This is a genomic window from Tabrizicola sp., from assembly GCF_022842145.1.
In the GTDB taxonomy this organism is placed as follows: Bacteria; Pseudomonadota; Alphaproteobacteria; order Rhodobacterales; family Rhodobacteraceae; genus Tabrizicola.
In genome coordinates, this window is the sequence record NZ_JALHQD010000009.1 from 17,256 (window position 1) to 34,617 (window position 17,362).

At 66.3% G+C, this 17,362-nt stretch carries 17 protein-coding genes and 1 tRNA gene; 10 read left to right on the forward strand and 8 right to left on the reverse strand.

What is annotated here, in order from left to right; all coding sequences use genetic code 11:
* Positions 1-7 precede the first annotated feature (7 nt).
* From Q0C42_RS18105 to glyA, 5 genes are read left to right on the forward strand one after another with little or no spacing between them, the layout of a single operon-like run.
* A complete protein-coding gene (locus Q0C42_RS18105) occupies positions 8-1,198 on the forward strand; it encodes a malate--CoA ligase subunit beta (RefSeq protein WP_295079247.1) in 1,191 nt (396 codons plus the stop codon).
* Positions 1,198-2,091 carry a succinate--CoA ligase subunit alpha gene (gene sucD, locus Q0C42_RS18110; protein WP_295079250.1) on the forward strand — a complete coding sequence of 298 codons (894 nt, stop codon included), beginning with the start codon at positions 1,198-1,200 and terminating at the stop codon, positions 2,089-2,091. Before Q0C42_RS18105 ends, sucD begins: the two co-directional genes overlap by 1 nt.
* A gap of 20 nt (positions 2,092-2,111) precedes the next feature.
* Positions 2,112-3,080, forward strand: coding sequence for a D-glycerate dehydrogenase (locus Q0C42_RS18115; RefSeq protein ID WP_295079253.1), 969 nt, complete (start codon positions 2,112-2,114; stop codon positions 3,078-3,080).
* Between the two features lies 1 nt (position 3,081).
* A complete protein-coding gene (locus Q0C42_RS18120; RefSeq protein ID WP_295079256.1) occupies positions 3,082-5,736 on the forward strand; it encodes a phosphoenolpyruvate carboxylase in 2,655 nt (884 codons plus the stop codon).
* An 18-nt stretch (positions 5,737-5,754) separates the two neighbouring features.
* On the forward strand, positions 5,755-7,050 hold the full coding sequence (gene glyA / locus Q0C42_RS18125) for a serine hydroxymethyltransferase (protein WP_295079259.1): 1,296 nt from the start codon (positions 5,755-5,757) through the stop codon (positions 7,048-7,050).
* Positions 7,051-7,054: 4 nt separating this feature from the next.
* Here the strand turns inward: glyA and Q0C42_RS18130 are convergent.
* Positions 7,055-7,131: transfer RNA gene (locus tag Q0C42_RS18130), tRNA-Ile, on the reverse strand.
* Positions 7,132-7,246: 115 nt separating this feature from the next.
* Between Q0C42_RS18130 and purM the strand changes: the two genes are divergently transcribed.
* Positions 7,247-8,293 carry a phosphoribosylformylglycinamidine cyclo-ligase gene (purM, locus tag Q0C42_RS18135; protein WP_295079262.1) on the forward strand — a complete coding sequence of 349 codons (1,047 nt, stop codon included), beginning with the start codon at positions 7,247-7,249 and terminating at the stop codon, positions 8,291-8,293.
* On the forward strand, positions 8,290-8,880 hold the full coding sequence (gene purN / locus Q0C42_RS18140; RefSeq protein ID WP_295079265.1) for a phosphoribosylglycinamide formyltransferase: 591 nt from the start codon (positions 8,290-8,292) through the stop codon (positions 8,878-8,880). Before purM ends, purN begins: the two co-directional genes overlap by 4 nt.
* Here the strand turns inward: purN and Q0C42_RS18145 are convergent.
* Positions 8,872-9,234, reverse strand: coding sequence for a YbaN family protein (locus Q0C42_RS18145; RefSeq protein ID WP_295079268.1), 363 nt, complete (start codon positions 9,232-9,234; stop codon positions 8,872-8,874). The genes purN and Q0C42_RS18145 overlap by 9 nt on opposite strands.
* A gap of 132 nt (positions 9,235-9,366) precedes the next feature.
* On the opposite strand from Q0C42_RS18145, the gene rnd reads away from it, so the two are divergent.
* Positions 9,367-10,521 carry a ribonuclease D gene (rnd, locus tag Q0C42_RS18150; protein ID WP_295079271.1) on the forward strand — a complete coding sequence of 385 codons (1,155 nt, stop codon included), beginning with the start codon at positions 9,367-9,369 and terminating at the stop codon, positions 10,519-10,521.
* A 49-nt stretch (positions 10,522-10,570) separates the two neighbouring features.
* Here the strand turns inward: rnd and Q0C42_RS18155 are convergent, their stop codons facing one another.
* Complete coding sequence (locus tag Q0C42_RS18155) at positions 10,571-11,029, reverse strand: hypothetical protein (protein WP_295079273.1); 459 nt, start codon at positions 11,027-11,029, stop codon at positions 10,571-10,573.
* 118 nt (positions 11,030-11,147) lie between these two features.
* Here Q0C42_RS18155 and Q0C42_RS18160 point away from each other — a divergent pair, with 118 nt between their 5' ends.
* The gene (locus Q0C42_RS18160) at positions 11,148-11,558 is read left to right on the forward strand and encodes a SufE family protein (RefSeq protein ID WP_295079277.1); all 411 of its coding nucleotides are present in this window, start codon (positions 11,148-11,150) and stop codon (positions 11,556-11,558) included.
* Here Q0C42_RS18160 and Q0C42_RS18165 read toward each other — a convergent pair.
* From Q0C42_RS18165 to cobT, 3 genes are all read right to left on the reverse strand, one after another.
* Positions 11,545-11,886 (reverse strand): DUF427 domain-containing protein, encoded by a 342-nt coding sequence (locus Q0C42_RS18165; protein ID WP_295079280.1) that lies wholly within the window; start codon positions 11,884-11,886, stop codon positions 11,545-11,547. The two genes, Q0C42_RS18160 and Q0C42_RS18165, sit on opposite strands and share 14 nt — an antisense overlap.
* 10 nt (positions 11,887-11,896) lie before the next feature.
* Entirely contained in the window at positions 11,897-13,696 is a 1,800-nt protein-coding gene (locus tag Q0C42_RS18170) for an aminopeptidase P family protein (protein WP_295079283.1), read from the reverse strand.
* Positions 13,697-13,771: 75 nt separating this feature from the next.
* Complete coding sequence (cobT, locus tag Q0C42_RS18175) at positions 13,772-15,640, reverse strand: cobaltochelatase subunit CobT (RefSeq protein WP_295079287.1); 1,869 nt, start codon at positions 15,638-15,640, stop codon at positions 13,772-13,774.
* Between the two features lie 241 nt (positions 15,641-15,881).
* Between cobT and Q0C42_RS18180 the strand changes: the two genes are divergently transcribed.
* Positions 15,882-16,463: an NADPH-dependent FMN reductase gene (locus Q0C42_RS18180; RefSeq protein WP_295079290.1), complete on the forward strand. Its 582-nt coding sequence runs from the start codon at positions 15,882-15,884 to the stop codon at positions 16,461-16,463.
* Here the strand turns inward: Q0C42_RS18180 and Q0C42_RS18185 are convergent.
* Together Q0C42_RS18185 and Q0C42_RS18190 are read right to left on the reverse strand one after the other, a co-directional pair.
* Positions 16,460-16,846, reverse strand: a complete 387-nt coding sequence (locus Q0C42_RS18185; protein WP_295079294.1) for a hypothetical protein — start codon at positions 16,844-16,846, stop codon at positions 16,460-16,462. The genes Q0C42_RS18180 and Q0C42_RS18185 overlap by 4 nt on opposite strands.
* A 57-nt stretch (positions 16,847-16,903) precedes the next feature.
* Positions 16,904-17,260 carry a hypothetical protein gene (locus Q0C42_RS18190; protein ID WP_295079297.1) on the reverse strand — a complete coding sequence of 119 codons (357 nt, stop codon included), beginning with the start codon at positions 17,258-17,260 and terminating at the stop codon, positions 16,904-16,906.
* Between the last annotated feature and the right edge of the window lie 102 nt (positions 17,261-17,362).

Genomic DNA, 17,362 nt, shown 5'->3' on the forward strand with positions numbered 1-17,362 from the left:
GGAACCAATGGACATCCACGAATATCAGGCCAAGGAAATCCTTGCCAAATTCGGCGTCGCCGTGCCCGCGGGCGCGCTGGCCTACAGCCCCGAACAAGCCGCCTACCGGGCGCGGGAACTGGGGGGCGACCGCTGGATCGTCAAGGCCCAGGTCCATGCCGGGGGCCGCGGCAAGGCGGGTGGCGTCAAGCTCTGCAACTCCGAACACGACATCCACGAAGCGACCGAAGGCATGTTCGGCCGCAAGATCGTGACGCATCAGACCGGCGCCGAAGGCAAGGGCATCTACCGCGTCTACGTCGAGGCCGCCGTCGCCTTCAACCGCGAGATCTACCTGGGCTTCGTCCTCGACCGTTCCTCGCAGCGTGTGATGATCGTCGCCTCCTCGGAAGGCGGGATGGAGATCGAGGAAATCTCGGCCTCGCGCCCCGACTCCATCGTCCGCTCCACGGTAGAACCCGCCGTGGGCCTGCAGGAATTCCAGGCCCGCGAGATCGCCTACAAGCTGGGCATCCCGGCTGCACTGACCCAGCAGATGGTCCGCACCCTGCAGGGCTGCTACCGCGCCTTCCGCGACCTTGACGCGACGATGGTGGAAATCAACCCGCTGGTCATCACCGCAGACAATCGCATCCTCGCCTTGGACGCGAAGATGACCTTCGACACCAACGCCCTCTTCCGCCACCCGCAGATCGCCGAGCTGCGCGACAAATCCCAGGAAGACCCGCGCGAAAGCCGGGCCGCCGACCGGGGTTTGGCCTACATCGGCCTGTCGGGCAACATCGGCTGCATCGTGAACGGCGCAGGGTTGGCGATGGCGACGATGGACACGATCAAGCTCGCCGGTGGTGAGCCCGCCAACTTCCTCGACATCGGCGGCGGCGCGACGCCGGAACGCGTAGCCAAGGCCTTCCGCCTGGTGATGTCGGACAAGAACGTGCAGGCGGTGTTGGTCAACATCTTCGCCGGCATCAACCGCTGCGACTGGGTGGCCGAAGGCGTCGTCCAGGCCCTGCGCGCCGAACCCGTGGACGTCCCCGTCATCGTCCGCCTCTCGGGCACCAACGTCGAGGAAGGCCAGAAGATCCTTGCGCAATCCGGCCTGCCGATCATCCGCGCCAACACGCTGATGGAGGCCGCCGAGCGGGCCGTGATCGCCTGGAAGAACGACCGCAAGCAACTGATGAGGGCCGTCTGATGAGCATCTTTCTCGACCGTACCAGCCGCGTTGTCGTCCAAGGCATCACCGGCCGCATGGCGCAGTTCCACACCAAGGAAATGCTCGACTACGGCACCCAGGTCGTCGCGGGCGTGGTCCCGGGCAAAGGCGGCGAAACCGTCATGGGCATCCCGGTCTTCAACACGATGAAAGAAGCGGTGGAGGCGACCAGCTGCGACACCTCCCTCGTCTTCGTGCCGCCGCCCTTCGCTGCCGACAGCATCATGGAAGCCGCCGACGGGGGCATCCGCTACTGCGTCTGCATCACCGATGGCATCCCGGCGCAGGACATGATCCGGGTGAAGCGCTACATGATGCGCTACCCCCGCGAACGCCGCATGGTCCTGACAGGCCCGAACTGCGCGGGCACCATCAGCCCCGGCAAAGCCCTGCTTGGCATCATGCCGGGCCACATCTACCTGCAAGGCAACGTCGGCATCGTCAGCCGCTCCGGTACCCTCGGCTATGAGGCCGCCCAGCAGCTGAAGGACCGGGGCATCGGCATCTCGACCTCGGTCGGCATCGGCGGCGACCCGATCAACGGCTCGTCGTTCCGCGACATCCTGGAACGGTTCGAGACCGACCCCGACACCCATATCGTCTGCATGATCGGCGAAATCGGCGGGCCGCAGGAAGCCGAAGCCGCCGAATACATCCAGAACCACATGTCGAAGCCCGTCATCGCCTATATCGCGGGCCTGACCGCACCCAAGGGCCGCACGATGGGCCACGCAGGCGCGATCATCTCTGCTTTCGGCGAAAGCGCCTCCGAGAAGGTGGAAATCCTGACCGCCGCCGGAGTGACCGTTGCCGAGAACCCCTCGGTCATCGGCGAAACGGTCGCCAAGGTCATGGCCAAGCGCGCCGCTTGAAGCAAGGGAAGGGGAGGATGATGTCGAAGCCCAAGGTCCTGGTCACGCGGCGCTGGCCGCAGGCTGTCGAAGCGCAGATGGCCGCGAACTTCGACGTCGACCTGAACAGCGCGGACAAGCCCATGACCGAGGCTGACTTCCGTCAGGCAATGACCCGCTACGACGCCATCCTCCCCACCGTCACCGACAAGCTTCCGGCGGCTGTCTTCGATGCCAGCCCCCGGACCAAGATCCTTGCCAACTACGGCGTCGGCTTCGCACATATCGACACCCAGGCCGCCAAGGACCGGGGCATTGCCGTGACCAACACGCCCGACGTCCTGTCGGAATGCACCGCCGATATCGCGATGACGCTTCTCCTCATGGTCGCCCGCAGGGCAGGCGAGGGGGAACGCGAGCTTCGCGAAGGCCGCTGGACCGGCTGGCGTCCGACTCACCTGATCGGCACCAAGGTCTCTGGCGCCACCCTCGGAATCATCGGCTTCGGCCGCATCGGCCAGGCGATGGCCCAACGTGCGCATTTCGGCTTCGGGATGAAGATCATCGTCCAGAACCGCTCACCGGTCCCGACCGACGTCCTCGCCCGCTACAACGCGACCCAGGTCGCCAGTATCGAGGACCTTCTTCCCGACTGCGACTTCGTCTCGCTCCATTGTCCCGGTGGCACCGCGAACCGTCACTTGATCAACGCCCGCCGTCTTGACCTGATGAAGCCCTCGGCCTTCCTCATCAACACCGCCCGGGGCGAGGTCATCGACGAACACGCCCTCGCGCAGTCCCTCTGGTTCGGCACCATCGCTGGCGCCGGTCTCGACGTCTTCGAACGCGAACCCTCCGTCCCCGACGCCCTGCTCAATGCCGACAACCTTGTCCTCCTGCCGCACCTCGGCTCGGCCACCCGCGAAACGCGTGAGGCGATGGGCTTCCGCGTCCTGGAAAACCTGGCCGCCTTCTTCGATGGCCGTACCCCTCGCGACCGGGTGGCGTGACATGCCCGCGGCACCGCAGTTGACCGAACCGGTCGGTGACGACACCGACGCCTATGTCGCCGCCCTGCGCGCCGACCTGCGCCGCTTGTGGTCCAATGTCATCCAGCGCCGCGCGCCGCAGGTCCTGCAGACCGCGCTTGACCCAACCGTTGCCTTTCCGTCGGGCCACACGGCAATTGCCTTAATGCAGGCTGTGAACATCTGGTTCCAACTTACCAAGATCGTTGACGAAAACGCTGCCATGCGATCCCGCCGCATGGTCGAGGCCGCTCTGGGCCCGGAAGCCGTCGAAGGCAGCTTCGCCGCCGCACTTTCCGCCCTCGACCCCGCGCTCAGCCGCGAGGATTTCGCCCAGCTTTCCACCCGGCTTTCGGTTGGCCCCACTCTGACCGCCCACCCGACCGAGGCCAAGCGCGTCACCGTCCTGGAAATCCACCGCCGCATCTACCGGCTTCTCGTCTCGCTTGAAACCCAGCGCTGGACCCCCCGCGAACGCGACGACATCCACGCCGACATCGAATCCGAAATCGACCTTCTCTGGATGACCGGAGAGTTGCGCATCGAACGCCCGCGCCTCGCGGACGAGATCGAATGGGGCCTGCAATTCTTCCGCGACGCGCTGTACGACGCCGTCCCGCAGGTCTTCGACCGTTTCACCACCGCCACCACAGCGCGCTTCGGTGAGGGTATGGCCGTCACTCCCTGTGTCCGCTTCCACTCCTGGATCGGCGGCGACCGCGACGGCAACCCGAATGTCACCACCGAAACCACCCGCGATGCGCTGGCACGCTCGCGCCAGGCGATCCTGACGCGCTACCTCGCCGAGGTCGCGACAGCCGCCGCCCGCATCAGCATCACCGCCCGCATCGTGCCCGTCCCGGCCGACCTTTCCGCCCGTATCGACCGGATCACCGCCGCCAGCCCCCGCGCCGCCGACCTTATCGCCCGCAACCCCGGTGAACTCTTCCGCCAGGCCCTGACCGCGATGGCCGACCGCTTGCAGGCGACGTTGGACGGGGCAGGGGGCTACACCTCGGTCAGCCATTTCCTGACCGATCTCCGCACCCTTGAAGACGGCCTGAAGGCCATCGGCGCCGACCGCCTTGCCGCCCGCTACCTGACCCCCTTGCGTTGGCAGGCCGAGGTCTTCGGCTTCCGCACCCACACCCTCGACATCCGGCAGAACTCCACCGTCACCACCGCCGTCATTGCCGAGCTTTGGTCGCTGACCGGCGCCAACCCCACCTACGGCACCGCCGACTGGTCCCGCCGCCTGCGCGAGGACCTCTCGCGTCCCGACCTGACCCACGCCGACCGCACGCGCCTGTCGCCCGAGGCATGCGAACTCCTCGCCCTCCTCGCCCTCATGCGCCAGGCCCGCATGTCCGAGGACCCGGAGGCGATCGGCCCCTTCATCCTGTCGATGACCCGCACCGCCGACGATATCCTCGGCATCTACCTCCTGACCCGCCACGCCGGGTTCGGGGCCGAGAAACTGGACCTGCAAGTCGTCCCCCTGTTCGAGACCATTGACGACCTTCGCCACGCACCGGAAGTCTTCGATGCAGTCCTGAAGGTCCCGCTGGCCGAACGCAGCCTCCGCTCCCGCGACGCGACGGTCGAGGTCATGCTCGGCTATTCCGACAGCAACAAGGACGGCGGCTTCCTCTGCTCCACCTGGGAGCTTGACAAGGCGCAGCGCCGCTTGACCCAAAGCCTGGCCCGCCACCGGCTGCGGCCCGTGTTCTTCCACGGCCGCGGCGGCTCGGTCAGCCGGGGCGGCGCGCCCACCGGCCGCGCCATCGCCGCCCAGCCCGTCGGCACCGTGCAGGGGCGTCTCCGCCTGACCGAACAGGGCGAGGTCGTGTCGTCCAAATACGCCAACCGCGGCACTGCCGTCGGCAACTTGGAGCTTCTGGCCTCGTCGGTCCTGTCGCACTTGCCGGTCCGCGTCCAGCCCGCCGCCGACCCCGAACATATCGACGCGCTGGAGGCGCTCGCCGGCCTCTCGCAGACCGCCTACGTCTCGCTTCTGGGCCAGCCCGGTTTCCTGGACTATTTCCAGCAGGCCAGCCCGGTCGAGGAACTGGCGATGCTCAAGATCGGCTCCCGCCCCGCCCGCCGCTTCGGTGCGCGCAGCCTGGGCGACCTCAGGGCGATCCCCTGGGTCTTCGCCTGGTCGCAGAACCGGCACATGATCACCGGCTGGTACGGCTTTGGCTCGGCCCTGCGCGCCTTCCGCCAGGTCCGCGGCCCCGCCGCCGACCGCCTTATGGCCGACATGTTCGCCCGCCACCCGCTCTTCCGCCTGATGGTGGACGAGGTGGAAAAGTCCCTCATGCTGACCGACATGGACATCGCCGAGGCCTATGCGGCGCTGGTCGAGGACGAGGCCATCCGCGCCCCGATCCTGAGCCGTATCCAGGCTGAACATTCCGCCGCGCTGGCCTCCTTGCGTGACATCACCGGCACGCCCCTCGGCCACCGATTCCCCAAGATGCAGGCCCGCTGTCAGGACCTCCGCCCGCAGCTGGACCGGCTGAACCACCTCCAGATCGACCTTCTCCGCCAGTCCCGCCAGGGCACCGGCGGCATCACCGTCCCCCTCATGCAATCGATGACCTGCATCGCCTCCGGCCTCGGCTGGACCGGCTGACCCATAGGAGTTTCCCCCATGAATGCCCCGCACCGCGACACCGGTTTCTTCACCGAACCCCTGTCCTCGCGCGACCCCGAGCTGTTCGGGGCCGTCACCCAGGAACTGGGCCGCCAGCGCCACGAGATCGAGCTGATCGCGTCCGAAAACATCGTCTCCCGCGCCGTGATGGAAGCGCAGGGCTCGGTGATGACCAACAAATACGCCGAGGGCTATCCCGGCAAGCGCTACTACGGCGGCTGCCAATACGTTGATATCGCCGAGAACCTCGCCATCGACCGCGCCTGCCAGCTGTTTGGCTGCAGCTTCGCCAACGTCCAGCCGAACTCCGGCAGCCAAGCCAACCAGGGCGTGTTCCAGGCGCTTCTGAAGCCCGGCGACACCATCCTCGGCATGTCGCTGGACGCCGGCGGCCACCTCACCCACGGGGCCGCACCGAACCAGTCGGGCAAGTGGTTCCATGCCGTCCAGTATGGCGTGAGGAAGCAGGACCTGACCCTCGACTACGACCAGGTCCAGGCCCTCGCCACCGAACACCAGCCGAAGATGATCATCGCCGGCGGCTCCGCCATCCCCCGCATCATCGACTTCGCGAAAATGCGCGAGATCGCCGACAGCGTCGGCGCCTACCTCCTCGTCGACATGGCCCACTTCGCGGGCCTCGTCGCCGCGGGCCTCTACCCCAGCCCGTTCCCGCACGCCCATGTCGCCACCACCACCACCCACAAGACCCTGCGCGGCCCGCGTGGCGGCATGATCCTCACCAACGACGAGGCGCTGGCCAAGAAGTTCAACTCGGCGATCTTCCCGGGCATCCAGGGTGGCCCCCTGATGCACGTTATCGCCGCGAAAGCCGTCGCCTTCGGCGAGGCCCTGCGCCCCGGCTTCAGGACCTACCAGGCCCAGGTCATCAAGAACGCCCAAGCCCTTGCCGACGAGCTGATGAAGGGCGGCCTCGACATCGTCACCGGCGGCACCGACACCCACCTGATGCTGGTTGACCTGCGCCCCAAGGGCGTGAAGGGCAACGCGACCGAGAAAGCCCTGGGCCGCGCCCACATCACCTGCAACAAGAACGGCATCCCCTTCGACACCGAAAAGCCGACGATCACCTCCGGCGTCCGCCTCGGCACCCCCGCGGGCACCACGCGTGGCTTCGGTGAGCCCGAGTTCCGCCAGATCGGCCGCTGGATCATCGAAGTGACCGAGGGCCTCGCAGCCAATGGCGAAGACGGCAACGGTGCAGTGGAAGCCAAAATCAAGGCCGAGGTCGAAGCACTGTGCCAGACCTTCCCGATCTATCCGGGGCTTTGAAAGCTGGTAGGCCCGGAGGGACTCGAACCCCCAACCAAGGCGTTATGAGCGCCCTGCTCTAACCAATTGAGCTACAGGCCCGTAGCGGCTCCTTGCCTACCAGAACCGGGCGAGGGGTCAAGCGGGCCTCGTTGCACCCTTGCGGGCAATCGTCTATGCGGGCCGCAAGATCGATTCCGCGCGAAAGGGCAGTCAGATGACCAAGGGCCACAACGGGCTGACCTATGCCGATGCGGGCGTGGATATCGACGCCGGGAATGCCCTCGTCGACCGGATCAAGCCCGCCGCCAAGTCGACCACCCGCTCCGGCGTGATGGGCGGCCTTGGCGGGTTTGGTGCGCTTTTCGACCTCAAGGCCGCAGGCTATCAGGACCCGATCCTCGTCGCGGCAACCGACGGGGTTGGCACCAAGCTCCGGATCGCCATCGACACCGGCCACGTCGACACCATCGGCATCGACCTTGTCGCCATGTGCGTCAACGACCTTGTGTGCCAAGGGGCTGAACCTCTGTTCTTCCTCGACTACTTCGCCACCGGCAAGCTGGAGGTTGAAGAGGCCACCCGCATCATCACCGGCATCGCCAAGGGCTGCGCCGACAGTGGTTGCGCGCTGATCGGCGGCGAGACGGCCGAGATGCCGGGCATGTACCACAAGGGCGACTTCGACCTTGCCGGTTTCGCCGTCGGCGCGATGGAACGTGGTCAGGACCTGCCGCGCGATGTCCAGCAGGGCGACGTGCTTCTGGGCCTCGCCTCCAGCGGCGTTCATTCCAACGGCTACAGCTTCGTCCGCAAGGTGGTGGAGCTATCCGGCCTTGGCTGGGACGCGCCCTCGCCGTTCAGCGCGGGATCACTGGGCGAGGCGCTTCTGACCCCGACCCGCCTTTACGTCAAACAAGCCCTCGCCGCCGTCCGCGCGGGGGGCGTGCACGGCCTGGCCCACATCACCGGCGGCGGACTGACAGAGAACCCGCCACGCGTGTTGCCTGAAGGGCTGGCCTGCGAGATCGATCTTGGCGCATGGCAACTGCCGCCCGTTTTCCGCTGGCTGGCCCAGACCGCCAACATGTCGGAGCCCGAGCTTCTCAAGACCTTCAACTGTGGCATCGGCATGATCCTTGTCGTCGCCGATGACCGCGCCGAGGCGCTGACCGAGCTTCTGCAAGCCGAGGGCGAGACCGTCGTCCAACTGGGCCGGATCGTTGAAGGGCAGGGGGTCGTCTACCAGGGCCGCCTGCTGTGAAACGCGTCGCCATCCTGATTTCCGGGGGTGGCTCGAACATGCTGGCATTGGTGCGCGACATGGCGGGCGACCATCCCGCGCGTCCCGTGCTTGTCGCCTCGAACGACCCCGCCGCGACGGGATTGGAGAAGGCCGCGGCCCTTGGCATCCCGGTTGCCGCCATCGATCACCGCGCCTTTGGCCGCGACCGCGAGGCTTTCGAAGCCGCGCTCGCCGAAAAGATCGATGCCGCCAGCCCCGACATCCTTTGCCTTGCCGGTTTCATGCGCATCCTGACCCCCGGCTTCATCCGCCGCTACGAGGGGAGGATGCTGAACATCCACCCCTCCCTCCTCCCGAAATACCCCGGCCTGCACACCCACGCCCGTGCCCTTGCCGCGGGGGACACCGAGGCGGGCTGCGCCGTCCACGAAGTCACTGCCGAACTGGACGCCGGCCCCATCCTTGGCCAGGCGCGCCTCCCCGTCCTGCCGGGGGATACCGAGGCTGCGCTGGCGGCCCGCGTCCTCACTCTCGAGCACCGGCTTTATCCAAAGGTCCTGCGCCGCTTTGCGACCGGCGACCGCACCCCGGTCCTCTTAGACTGACGGGCCGTCCGGCCGCGACAGGACGAACCAGCAACCCACCGCGATCAGCAGCGACTGCGCCAGCAGCACCTTCCAGCCCAGACCCAGCACCAGCGACACCAGCAGCACCGCCGCCATGCTTCCCACGGCCAACCGCTTGGCCCGACGCGAAATCGCCCCGTTCTCCTCCCAGTTCCGGATCGGCGGCCCGAAGACGGGATGGCCCAGCAGCCAGCGGTGCAGCCGGGGCGAGGACCGGGCAAAGCATGCCGCCGCCAACAGCAGGAACGGCGTCGTCGGCAGGACCGGCAACACCACGCCCAGAAGCCCCAGCCCCAGGAAAAGCCCGCCGCCCGCCAGCCACAGCCCCCGCATCGCGCGCCCTCCGCAAAACGCCACCAAAGGCATGCCCGCCCGACCGCCACAAGGCCGCTCTTCCCTTTTCCCCCGGTTCCGCCTATGACCACCTGAATAATGGGCGGGATGACCCCGCGGGCGAGAGGCAACATGCGCACGATCACGACGACCGAAGACCTCGCCGACTACTGCGCCCTCGCCAAATCCCAGCCGTTCGTCACCATCGACACCGAATTCCTGCGTGAACGCACCTACTGGTCCAAGCTTTGCCTGATCCAGATGGCACTGCCCGGCGCCGGTGAGGCCGTCCTGATCGACCCGATCGCGGGCGACAAGATGTCGATGGAGCCGCTCTACGACCTCTTCCGGCATGAGGCGACCGTCAAGGTCTTCCACGCCGCCCGGCAGGATCTGGAAATCTTTTTCGTCGAAGGCGGCGTCTTCCCGAACCCTCTTTTCGACACCCAGGTCGCCGCGATGGTCTGCGGCTTCGGCGAACAGGTGGGCTATGAGACGCTGGTCAAGCGCATCGCCAAGGCGAACCTCGACAAGACCTCGCGCTTCACCGACTGGTCGCGCCGGCCCCTCTCGGACGCCCAAAAGGACTATGCCATTGCCGACGTCACCCATCTGCGGGTGATCTACGAATTCCTGGCGGCTCAGTTGAAGAAGAACGGTCGCGCCGACTGGGTGGCCGAGGAACTGTCGCTGCTCACCGATCCCGCCACCTATACCGTCAACCCTGACGAGGCGTGGCAGCGCATCAAGACCCGCACCACCTCTGGCCGCTTCCTGGCCGTGGTGAAGGCGCTGGCCAAGTTCCGCGAATCCTATGCGCAGGGACAGAACGTGCCCCGCAGCCGGGTGATGAAGGACGACGCGCTTCTGGAACTTGCCTCGACCCGGCCCACCTCGGTCGAGGAACTGGGCCGCTCGCGCCTCCTTCTGCGCGAAGGGCGCAAGCCCGAGATCGCCGACGGCATCCTCGCCGCGGTGAAGGAGGGCCAGGAGATGAAGCCCGAGGACATGCCGAAGATCGACGCCTCGCGCGAACAGATGCAGGTCAACCCGGCCCTGGCCGATCTTCTCCGCGTGCTGCTGAAGGCCAAGTCCGAATCCCTTGGCGTCGCCCCCCGCCTGATCGCCTCATCGGCCGAGCTTGACCAGATCGCCGCCGGCGACCGCGAGGTTCCGGCCCTGGCCGGTTGGCGGCGCGAAGCGTTCGGCGACGACGCGATCCGGCTCTGCAAGGGCGAGATTGCGCTTTCGGCCAAGGGCAACGAGGTCCGCGTCGTCCACCTCTGATCGCGCGTCGTGAACCTCTTCACTCCGCGTCGTGACGAGAAGCCTTCCGCTAGCGCTGTGCCGAACGGGCGTTGCTGGCACCCTGCACGACAATCTCGCGCACGCTTTGCAGCTTGATGTCCGAAATGTAGATCGCCACGTCGATCTCGCGCGATCTTTGGGTATTCACGTCGGTCCGGCCCTTGGGCGGCAACAGGCGGAACTCGTAGACCAGAACCCCGTCATCCCCGACGTCACGGGCCACAAGTTCAGCCTCCCACCAGCCCTGGGTCGGCGTCACGCCGCGCGCCCGCACCACGGCCCCGCCGGGGATCGGCTCGACCGCCATCGACAGCACCGTATCCACCAAGGGCCGGGTATCGGCCTCCTCCCCCGGCAACACGATCGTCTCGCGCGGCTCGGAGCGGCGGAACCAGTTGAACGGGTTCAACCGGCTGTCCCTCAGACCCCCGCACCCCGCTAGGGCAAGGCCAAGGCCAAGAACGACAAGACGGCGGGAAACGGGCATGGCATCTTCCTGAACGATTGCCTCTTGGGTAGCCGATGGCACCGCGTTTGAAAAGCGGTTCTCTGGTCTGGACCTTTGCGCTCGGCGGGCTTACCTCATCCCCATCAAGGAGCTGCGCATGGCCACCGAAGCCTTCGAAGAGATCGCTGAAACCTTTGACTTCCTGGACGACTGGGAAGACCGCTACCGCCATGTCATCGAACTGGGCAAAGCGATGCCGCCGCTCGATGACAGCTTCAAGGTCCCGGCGCTGAAGGTTCAGGGCTGTGCCAGCCAGGTCTGGCTGCGACCGCTCACCGACGGCGGCACCTTCGACTTCCAGGGCGACAGCGATGCGATGATCGTCCGCGGCCTGATCGCCGTCCTGCATGCGCTTTATTCCGGCGTCCCCCTGGCCGAGGTCGGCAAGATCGACGCCTCTGCCGAACTTGGGCGGCTTGGGTTGAACGAACATCTTTCCAGCCAGCGATCCAACGGCGTCCGCGCGATGGTCCAGCGCATCCGCGAGGAAGCCGCTAGCCGCGCGTGACTTTCACGCGGTCGGGATAGAAGGCCAGGTGCCCGGCAATCGCGGCCACGTCGTCCTTCGGTGTCTCATAGGACCAGACCGCGTTGGCCAGCACACCGAAATCTCCCTTGACCGAAAAGTAGCTGGCCTTGCCCTTCCAGGGGCAGGAGGTCGCGTGACTGGTCGGGACCAGACGGTCCATGTCGATGTCCTCACGCGGGACATAGGTGACAGCGGGATAACTGCCCTCCTTCAGCTCCAGCGCCCGGCTGCTGCGGCCGATCACCGTGGACCCCGCCGTTACCGTGACGGGCCCATCGATGGGACTGATCGTGATGTCGTTGGCCAAGGGCACCCTCCTACAAAGGGGCGCAGGCGTCCCTCAACCAGGCAAGCGTAGCACCGGAAACCCGGTTGCCAAGCTTTTCCAGCACTTCGGCGTGGTAGCCATCCAGCCAACGACGCTCTGCAGGAGAAAGTTCTTCGGTCAGGATCAATCTGCGGTCGAACGGGACAAAGGTCAGCGTCTCGAAAGCCATCTGCGCGCGGTTGTCACCCAGGGCAGGGGCCTCCCCGACCACGATCAGGTTTTCCAGCCGGATGCCGAACGCCCCTTCACGGTAGTATCCCGGCTCGTTCGACAGGATCATGCCCACTTCCAGCGGCACTTCCGAGATACGGCTGATCCGCTGCGGCCCCTCGTGGACGCTGAGGAACGCCCCCACGCCATGCCCGGTGCCGTGGTCGTAGTCCTGACCCGCGACCCACAGGTTGAACCGCGCCAGCGCGTCGATATCCCGCCCCGGCAGACCCTTCGGAAACCGCACTCTGCTGATCGCGATCAACCCTTGCAAAACCCGCGTATAACACTCCCGCGCCTCCCCGCCGGGATCGCCGACGGCCACCGTGCGGGTGATGTCCGTGGTCCCGTCCAGATACTGGGCCCCCGAATCGACCAGCAGAAGCTCGTTCTGCTGCACCGGTTGGTTCGTCTCCTCGGTCACCCGGTAGTGCATGATCGCGCCGTTCGGACCCGCGCCGCAGATGGTGTCAAAGCTGATGTCGTGAAGCGCGTTGGTCGCACGTCGAAAGCCTTCCAGCGCCTGCACCACCGAGATCTCCGTCAGCCCGCCAGAGGGCGAGGCTTCGTCCAGCCAGCGCAGGAATTCGACCATCGCCGCACCGTCCCGCAGATGCGCCTCGCGCGTCGCGGCGATCTCGGCGGGGTTCTTGCAGGCCTTGGGCAGTCGGCAGGGATCGTCGCCCCATGAGACCTCGACCCCGGCGCCCTTCAGGATGCCCGACACCGCCAAAGGCGCCGTCCCCTTGTCCACCCGTACCGGTCCCGTCAGCCGCTTCAGCGCCTCGGCGAAACCCTCCACCGGATGCAGCGCCACCTCCGGGCCCAGATGCGCCCGGACGGCATCGTCCAGCTTTGCCGGATCGACAAACAGGTCGACACGCCCGTCGTCGTGCAGCACCGCAAAGCCGTGCAGGACCGGATTCTTGGGCACATCGGCACCGCGGATGTTCAAAAGCCAGCACAGCGAATCGGGCAGTGTCACCACCGCGGCCCGCTGCCCCGCTTTCCGCAAGCCCTCGGCCAGCCGGGCCCGCTTTGCCGCATGGCTTTCCCCAGCCAACTCCACCGCGTGCACAAAGGCCTTGCCACAAGGCGCGCCCGGCTGATAGGACCAAGTCGCATCAACCGGATTTTCCTTTACCGACGAAAGTCTTGCGCCCGTTCCCTCAAGTGCCTTCTCAAGTTTCTCGACTTCGTCGGCGGTATGCAGCCAAGGGTCGAAACCAACGACTCCCGCCGCCAGATTTTCCCTGATCCAGTCGCCCGGTTTCACCTCTGGCCAGTGCACCGGAGTAAAGGCCGCAAGATCGACCTGAGCCTTCACCTGCGTCCGGTAGCGCCCGTCGATGAACACCCCCGCCAGGTCCGGCAGCACGATGCAGAACCCTGCGGACCCGGTAAAGCCGGTCAGCCATTGCAGCCGCTCATCCCGGGCCGCGACATACTCGCCCTGATGCACATCCGACCGCGGCACGATGAAACCGGCCAGCCCCATCGCCGCCAGCTTCGCTCGCAAAGCCGTCATTCGCGGCGGGCCTTGATCGGGCGATGCATGGCTCTCGAAGCTCTGGAACATCCCGCAGGCCTTTCATCTTTGTCCAAATATCCTCGGGGGTGAGGAGCGAAAGCTCCGAGGGGGCGGACAGCCCCCTTACCCCGCCCGCCGCGACCCCAGCGCGCGGGCGCGCTTCTTGGGGTCCACCTCGAACAGCCCCGCCAGCTGTTCGGTCATCGCGCCCGCCAACTGCTCCACGTCGGTGATCGTCACCGCCCGCTGATAGTAGCGCGTCACGTCATGCCCGATGCCGATCGCGATCAGCTCCACCGCCCGCCGCCGCTCCACCATCGCGATGACGTCGCGCAGGTGTTTCTCAAGATAATTCGCGGGGTTGACGGACAGAGTTGAGTCGTCGACCGGGGCGCCGTCGCTGATCACCATCATGATCTTGCGCGCCTCGGGTCGCGCCAGCATCCGCCGATGCGCCCATTCCAGCGCCTCGCCGTCGATGTTTTCTTTCAGCAGACCCTCTTTCATCATCAGGCCCAGATTCGGCCGCACCCGCCGCCAGGGCGCATCCGCCGACTTGTAGATGATGTGCCGCAGGTCGTTCAGCCGCCCCGGCATCTGCGGCCGCCCCTGCGCCAGCCACCGCTCGCGCGATTGCCCGCCCTTCCAGGCCCGCGTGGTGAAACCCAGGATCTCCACCTTCACCGAACAGCGTTCCAGCGTCCGCGCCAGCACGTCCGCACAGATCGCCGCGATCGAGATCGGCCGCCCCCGCATGGAACCGGAGTTGTCCAGAAGAAGCGTCACGCAGGTATCGCGGAACTCGGTGTCCTTCTCCTGCTTGAAGCTCAGCGGAGTCGTCGGGTTTGCCACCACCCGCGCCAACCGGCCCGCGTCCAGCGTGCCTTCCTCCAGATCGAACAGCCAGGACCGGTTCTGCTGCGCCTGCAAGCGGCGCTGCAGCTTGTTCGCCAGCCGCGACACCGCGCCCTTCAACGGCTCCAGCTGTTGGTCCAGATAGGCGCGCAACCGCTCCAGCTCGGCGGGCTCGGCCAGTTCTTCGGCCTTGATTTCTTCATCGAAATCCGTGGTGTACACCGAATAGTTCGGGTCCGCGTCCGAATAGGGCGCCGGCGGCGGCGGCTCCAGCGGAGCTTCGCCTTCGGGCAGCTCAGCCTCGTCGCCCTGTTCCATGTCGGCGCTGTCTTCCATCGTGACTTGCGCCTGGGACTGGTCCTGCTGTTCTTCCTGGCTCCGCTCGGGCGATGCCTCGGACTCGTCGGACTCCTCCTGCTCCTCGCCTGCCGAATCGGGCGAATCCTGGTCCTCTTCGGCCTGGTCGTCGCCCGCATCCTCGGGCGCGTCGGGGTCGTCGCCCAGCTGGTCACCGTAGCCAAGGTCGGCGATGACCTTCCGGGCCAGTCGCGCAAAGGCAGCCTGGTCGGCCAGCACGTGGTCCAGATTCGACAGCGTCTCGCCCGCCTGATCCTCGACGAACCCGCGCCAGAGATCGGCCGCGTGTTCCGCCGACTTCGGCAAGGCCCGCCCGGTTGCCATCTGTCGCACCAGATAGCCCGCCGCGACCGGCAGCGGGATCTCACTGGCCTGCGTCACCTGGCCATACCCCTTGCGGTCCGCTTCATTGGCGATCTTCGCGTCGATGTTGCCCGCGGTGCCCGGCATGTCGCGCGCACCCACCGCCTCGCAGCGGGCGTTCTCCATCGCGTCGTAGATGTCCCGCGCCAAGGGCCCCGTCGGTGCATAGCGCGCGGCCACCCCGTCGTCGTGATACTTGCGCCGCAAGGCGAAGGCGTCCGCCGTTCCGCGCGCAAGCAGCACCTCGTCCCGCGTCATCCGGCGCGAAACCTGCGGCAGGCGCACGCCTTCCTTGTTCATCCCGGCCGGATCGACGGAATAGGTCACCGTCATCTCCGGGTCATCCGCCATCGTGCGGGTGGCCTCGGCGAGGGCCTTCTTGAAGGGATCGGCGGGATTGTCGGTGGGCTTGTTCATATCGAAGATAAAGCACCCCGCCCCGGCGTCGGCAAGCCCGACCGCAAGGCTATGGGCAGGAAAAGCCGACCGGGCCAAAGCCCCGGGGCTGCACAGGCCCCGCCCGTCACCGAAAGGCAATCCCGGATGCGCCTCACGTGCGTCACTGCACAGACCCGGCGCGGCCCTGAGGAGTTGGCACCACGGGGAACAACCACAGATAAGAGCGCATAGAATTCAAACCCCGCAAGGAACCTGACACATGGCCAACCCGAAGATCGCGATCATCGTTTCGTCGACCCGCCCGACCCGCTTTGCCGACATCCCGACCGCCTGGATCAAGGCTCAGGCCGAAGCCCGCGGCGACATCGACGTCGAAGTGGTTGACCTGCGCGACCACAAGCTGCCCTTCTTCGCCGAGGTTGCCTCGAACGCCTGGGCGCCCAGCCAGGACCCGGCTGCCGTCGCATGGCAGAAGAAGATCGGTGAGTTCGACGGCTACATTTTCGTCGTCGCCGAATACAACCGCTCGGTCACGGGCGAGCTGAAGAACGCGCTGGACCAGGCCTACGTAGAATGGGCCAAAAAGCCCTTCGGTGCCGTGGCTTACGGCTCGATGGGCGGCGCGAACGCTCTGGGTCACCTGCAGAACATCGGCGTGGAACTGCAGATGGTTCCGACCCGCAACAACATCCGCATCGGCGGCGGCGACTTCTTCAAGGTCCACCCCGGTTTCGGTGGCTCGGGCAACCTCGGCGACATCGAAGGCTCGATCGCGCCGTCGGCCAAGGCCATGCTGGATGACGTCATCTGGTGGGCGAACGCGACCAAAGCCGCGCGCTAACTTCCTGCACCGAACAGCAGGTCACGACAACCGGCGGCCAGAGCTTCGGCTCTGGCCGCTGCCGTTCTGGCCAGACGCGGCTCGCGCGCAAACCGCCCCTGATGCAAAAGCCCCCGCTGCGCCACCTTGGCGTCGATCCGCCAGGCCATGACCTTCCTGCCGTCGCCAGCAGGCATCGACGCGTCGATCAGTGAAACAACGGCGGCAAGCTCCTCTGCAGTCCGCTCGGACCCCGGCCCGTCGAACATCCACTGGTCTTCCATCACCGCCGACAACCGCCCGGCGCAGACCGCGAATTCGCGCAATAGGGGATCGGCCGCTCCGGGGGCAGTCGCAGCCCCGAGCATGAAGACGGCCAGAAAAGTTTCCAAACCGCGCGCCATTTGGGCATTGGGCACGTAGAAACGCACTTTTTCAAGGCAGAAAGAAAACTAAGGTGCCTACTTCTGTTCGCGGATCGCGCGCAGCAGATCCCCACAGGACGCGCAGGTCTGGTCTGCTTCGCAGGCTGGCGGCAGAGCGTTCATCGCTCCTGTCACGAGAAAAAGGTTTGTCACGCGCTTCCGCGCGCCAAGCACCGCTTCTTCGAGATTGAACGGTGTAGTGGGCAAAGGACCGCGAATGACCGGCGACCGCCGACGATCTTCGGATGAATCGGGCTTTCGCAAAGAGCTGAAAGTGCGAGTTCGATACAGGTCCTGCAGGAGAAGTGAGGCATTCAGCTCTTGCATCGCCTCAGTCTCGTCGCCGCCGAAATTGATCACAATCCGCCGCGCACCTGAAACAGCGCGGCGCAAAGCACGACATTCTGCCTGAGTCCAACACTGTTCCAGTCAAGCTGGTCCGCCGAAACTGCCGACGGCAATGCGGCGCACAACCCAAGGGCGAACCTGATGGCT

What these genes read in the sequence shown, in the direction of transcription:
- Q0C42_RS18105 (WP_295079247.1), top strand. Translation starts at nt 8, where the DNA reads ATGGACATCCACGAATATCAGGCCAAGGAAATCCTTGCCAAATTCGGC.
- sucD (WP_295079250.1), top strand. Translation starts at nt 1,198, where the DNA reads ATGAGCATCTTTCTCGACCGTACCAGCCGCGTTGTCGTCCAAGGCATC.
- Q0C42_RS18115 (WP_295079253.1), top strand. Translation starts at nt 2,112, where the DNA reads ATGTCGAAGCCCAAGGTCCTGGTCACGCGGCGCTGGCCGCAGGCTGTC.
- Q0C42_RS18120 (WP_295079256.1), top strand. Translation starts at nt 3,082, where the DNA reads ATGCCCGCGGCACCGCAGTTGACCGAACCGGTCGGTGACGACACCGAC.
- glyA (WP_295079259.1), top strand. Translation starts at nt 5,755, where the DNA reads ATGAATGCCCCGCACCGCGACACCGGTTTCTTCACCGAACCCCTGTCC.
- purM (WP_295079262.1), top strand. Translation starts at nt 7,247, where the DNA reads ATGACCAAGGGCCACAACGGGCTGACCTATGCCGATGCGGGCGTGGAT.
- Q0C42_RS18145 (WP_295079268.1), bottom strand. Translation starts at nt 9,234, where the DNA reads ATGCGGGGGCTGTGGCTGGCGGGCGGCGGGCTTTTCCTGGGGCTGGGG.
- rnd (WP_295079271.1), top strand. Translation starts at nt 9,367, where the DNA reads ATGCGCACGATCACGACGACCGAAGACCTCGCCGACTACTGCGCCCTC.
- Q0C42_RS18155 (WP_295079273.1), bottom strand. Translation starts at nt 11,029, where the DNA reads ATGCCCGTTTCCCGCCGTCTTGTCGTTCTTGGCCTTGGCCTTGCCCTA.
- Q0C42_RS18160 (WP_295079277.1), top strand. Translation starts at nt 11,148, where the DNA reads ATGGCCACCGAAGCCTTCGAAGAGATCGCTGAAACCTTTGACTTCCTG.
- Q0C42_RS18170 (WP_295079283.1), bottom strand. Translation starts at nt 13,696, where the DNA reads ATGTTCCAGAGCTTCGAGAGCCATGCATCGCCCGATCAAGGCCCGCCG.
- cobT (WP_295079287.1), bottom strand. Translation starts at nt 15,640, where the DNA reads ATGAACAAGCCCACCGACAATCCCGCCGATCCCTTCAAGAAGGCCCTC.
- Q0C42_RS18180 (WP_295079290.1), top strand. Translation starts at nt 15,882, where the DNA reads ATGGCCAACCCGAAGATCGCGATCATCGTTTCGTCGACCCGCCCGACC.
- Q0C42_RS18185 (WP_295079294.1), bottom strand. Translation starts at nt 16,846, where the DNA reads ATGGCGCGCGGTTTGGAAACTTTTCTGGCCGTCTTCATGCTCGGGGCT.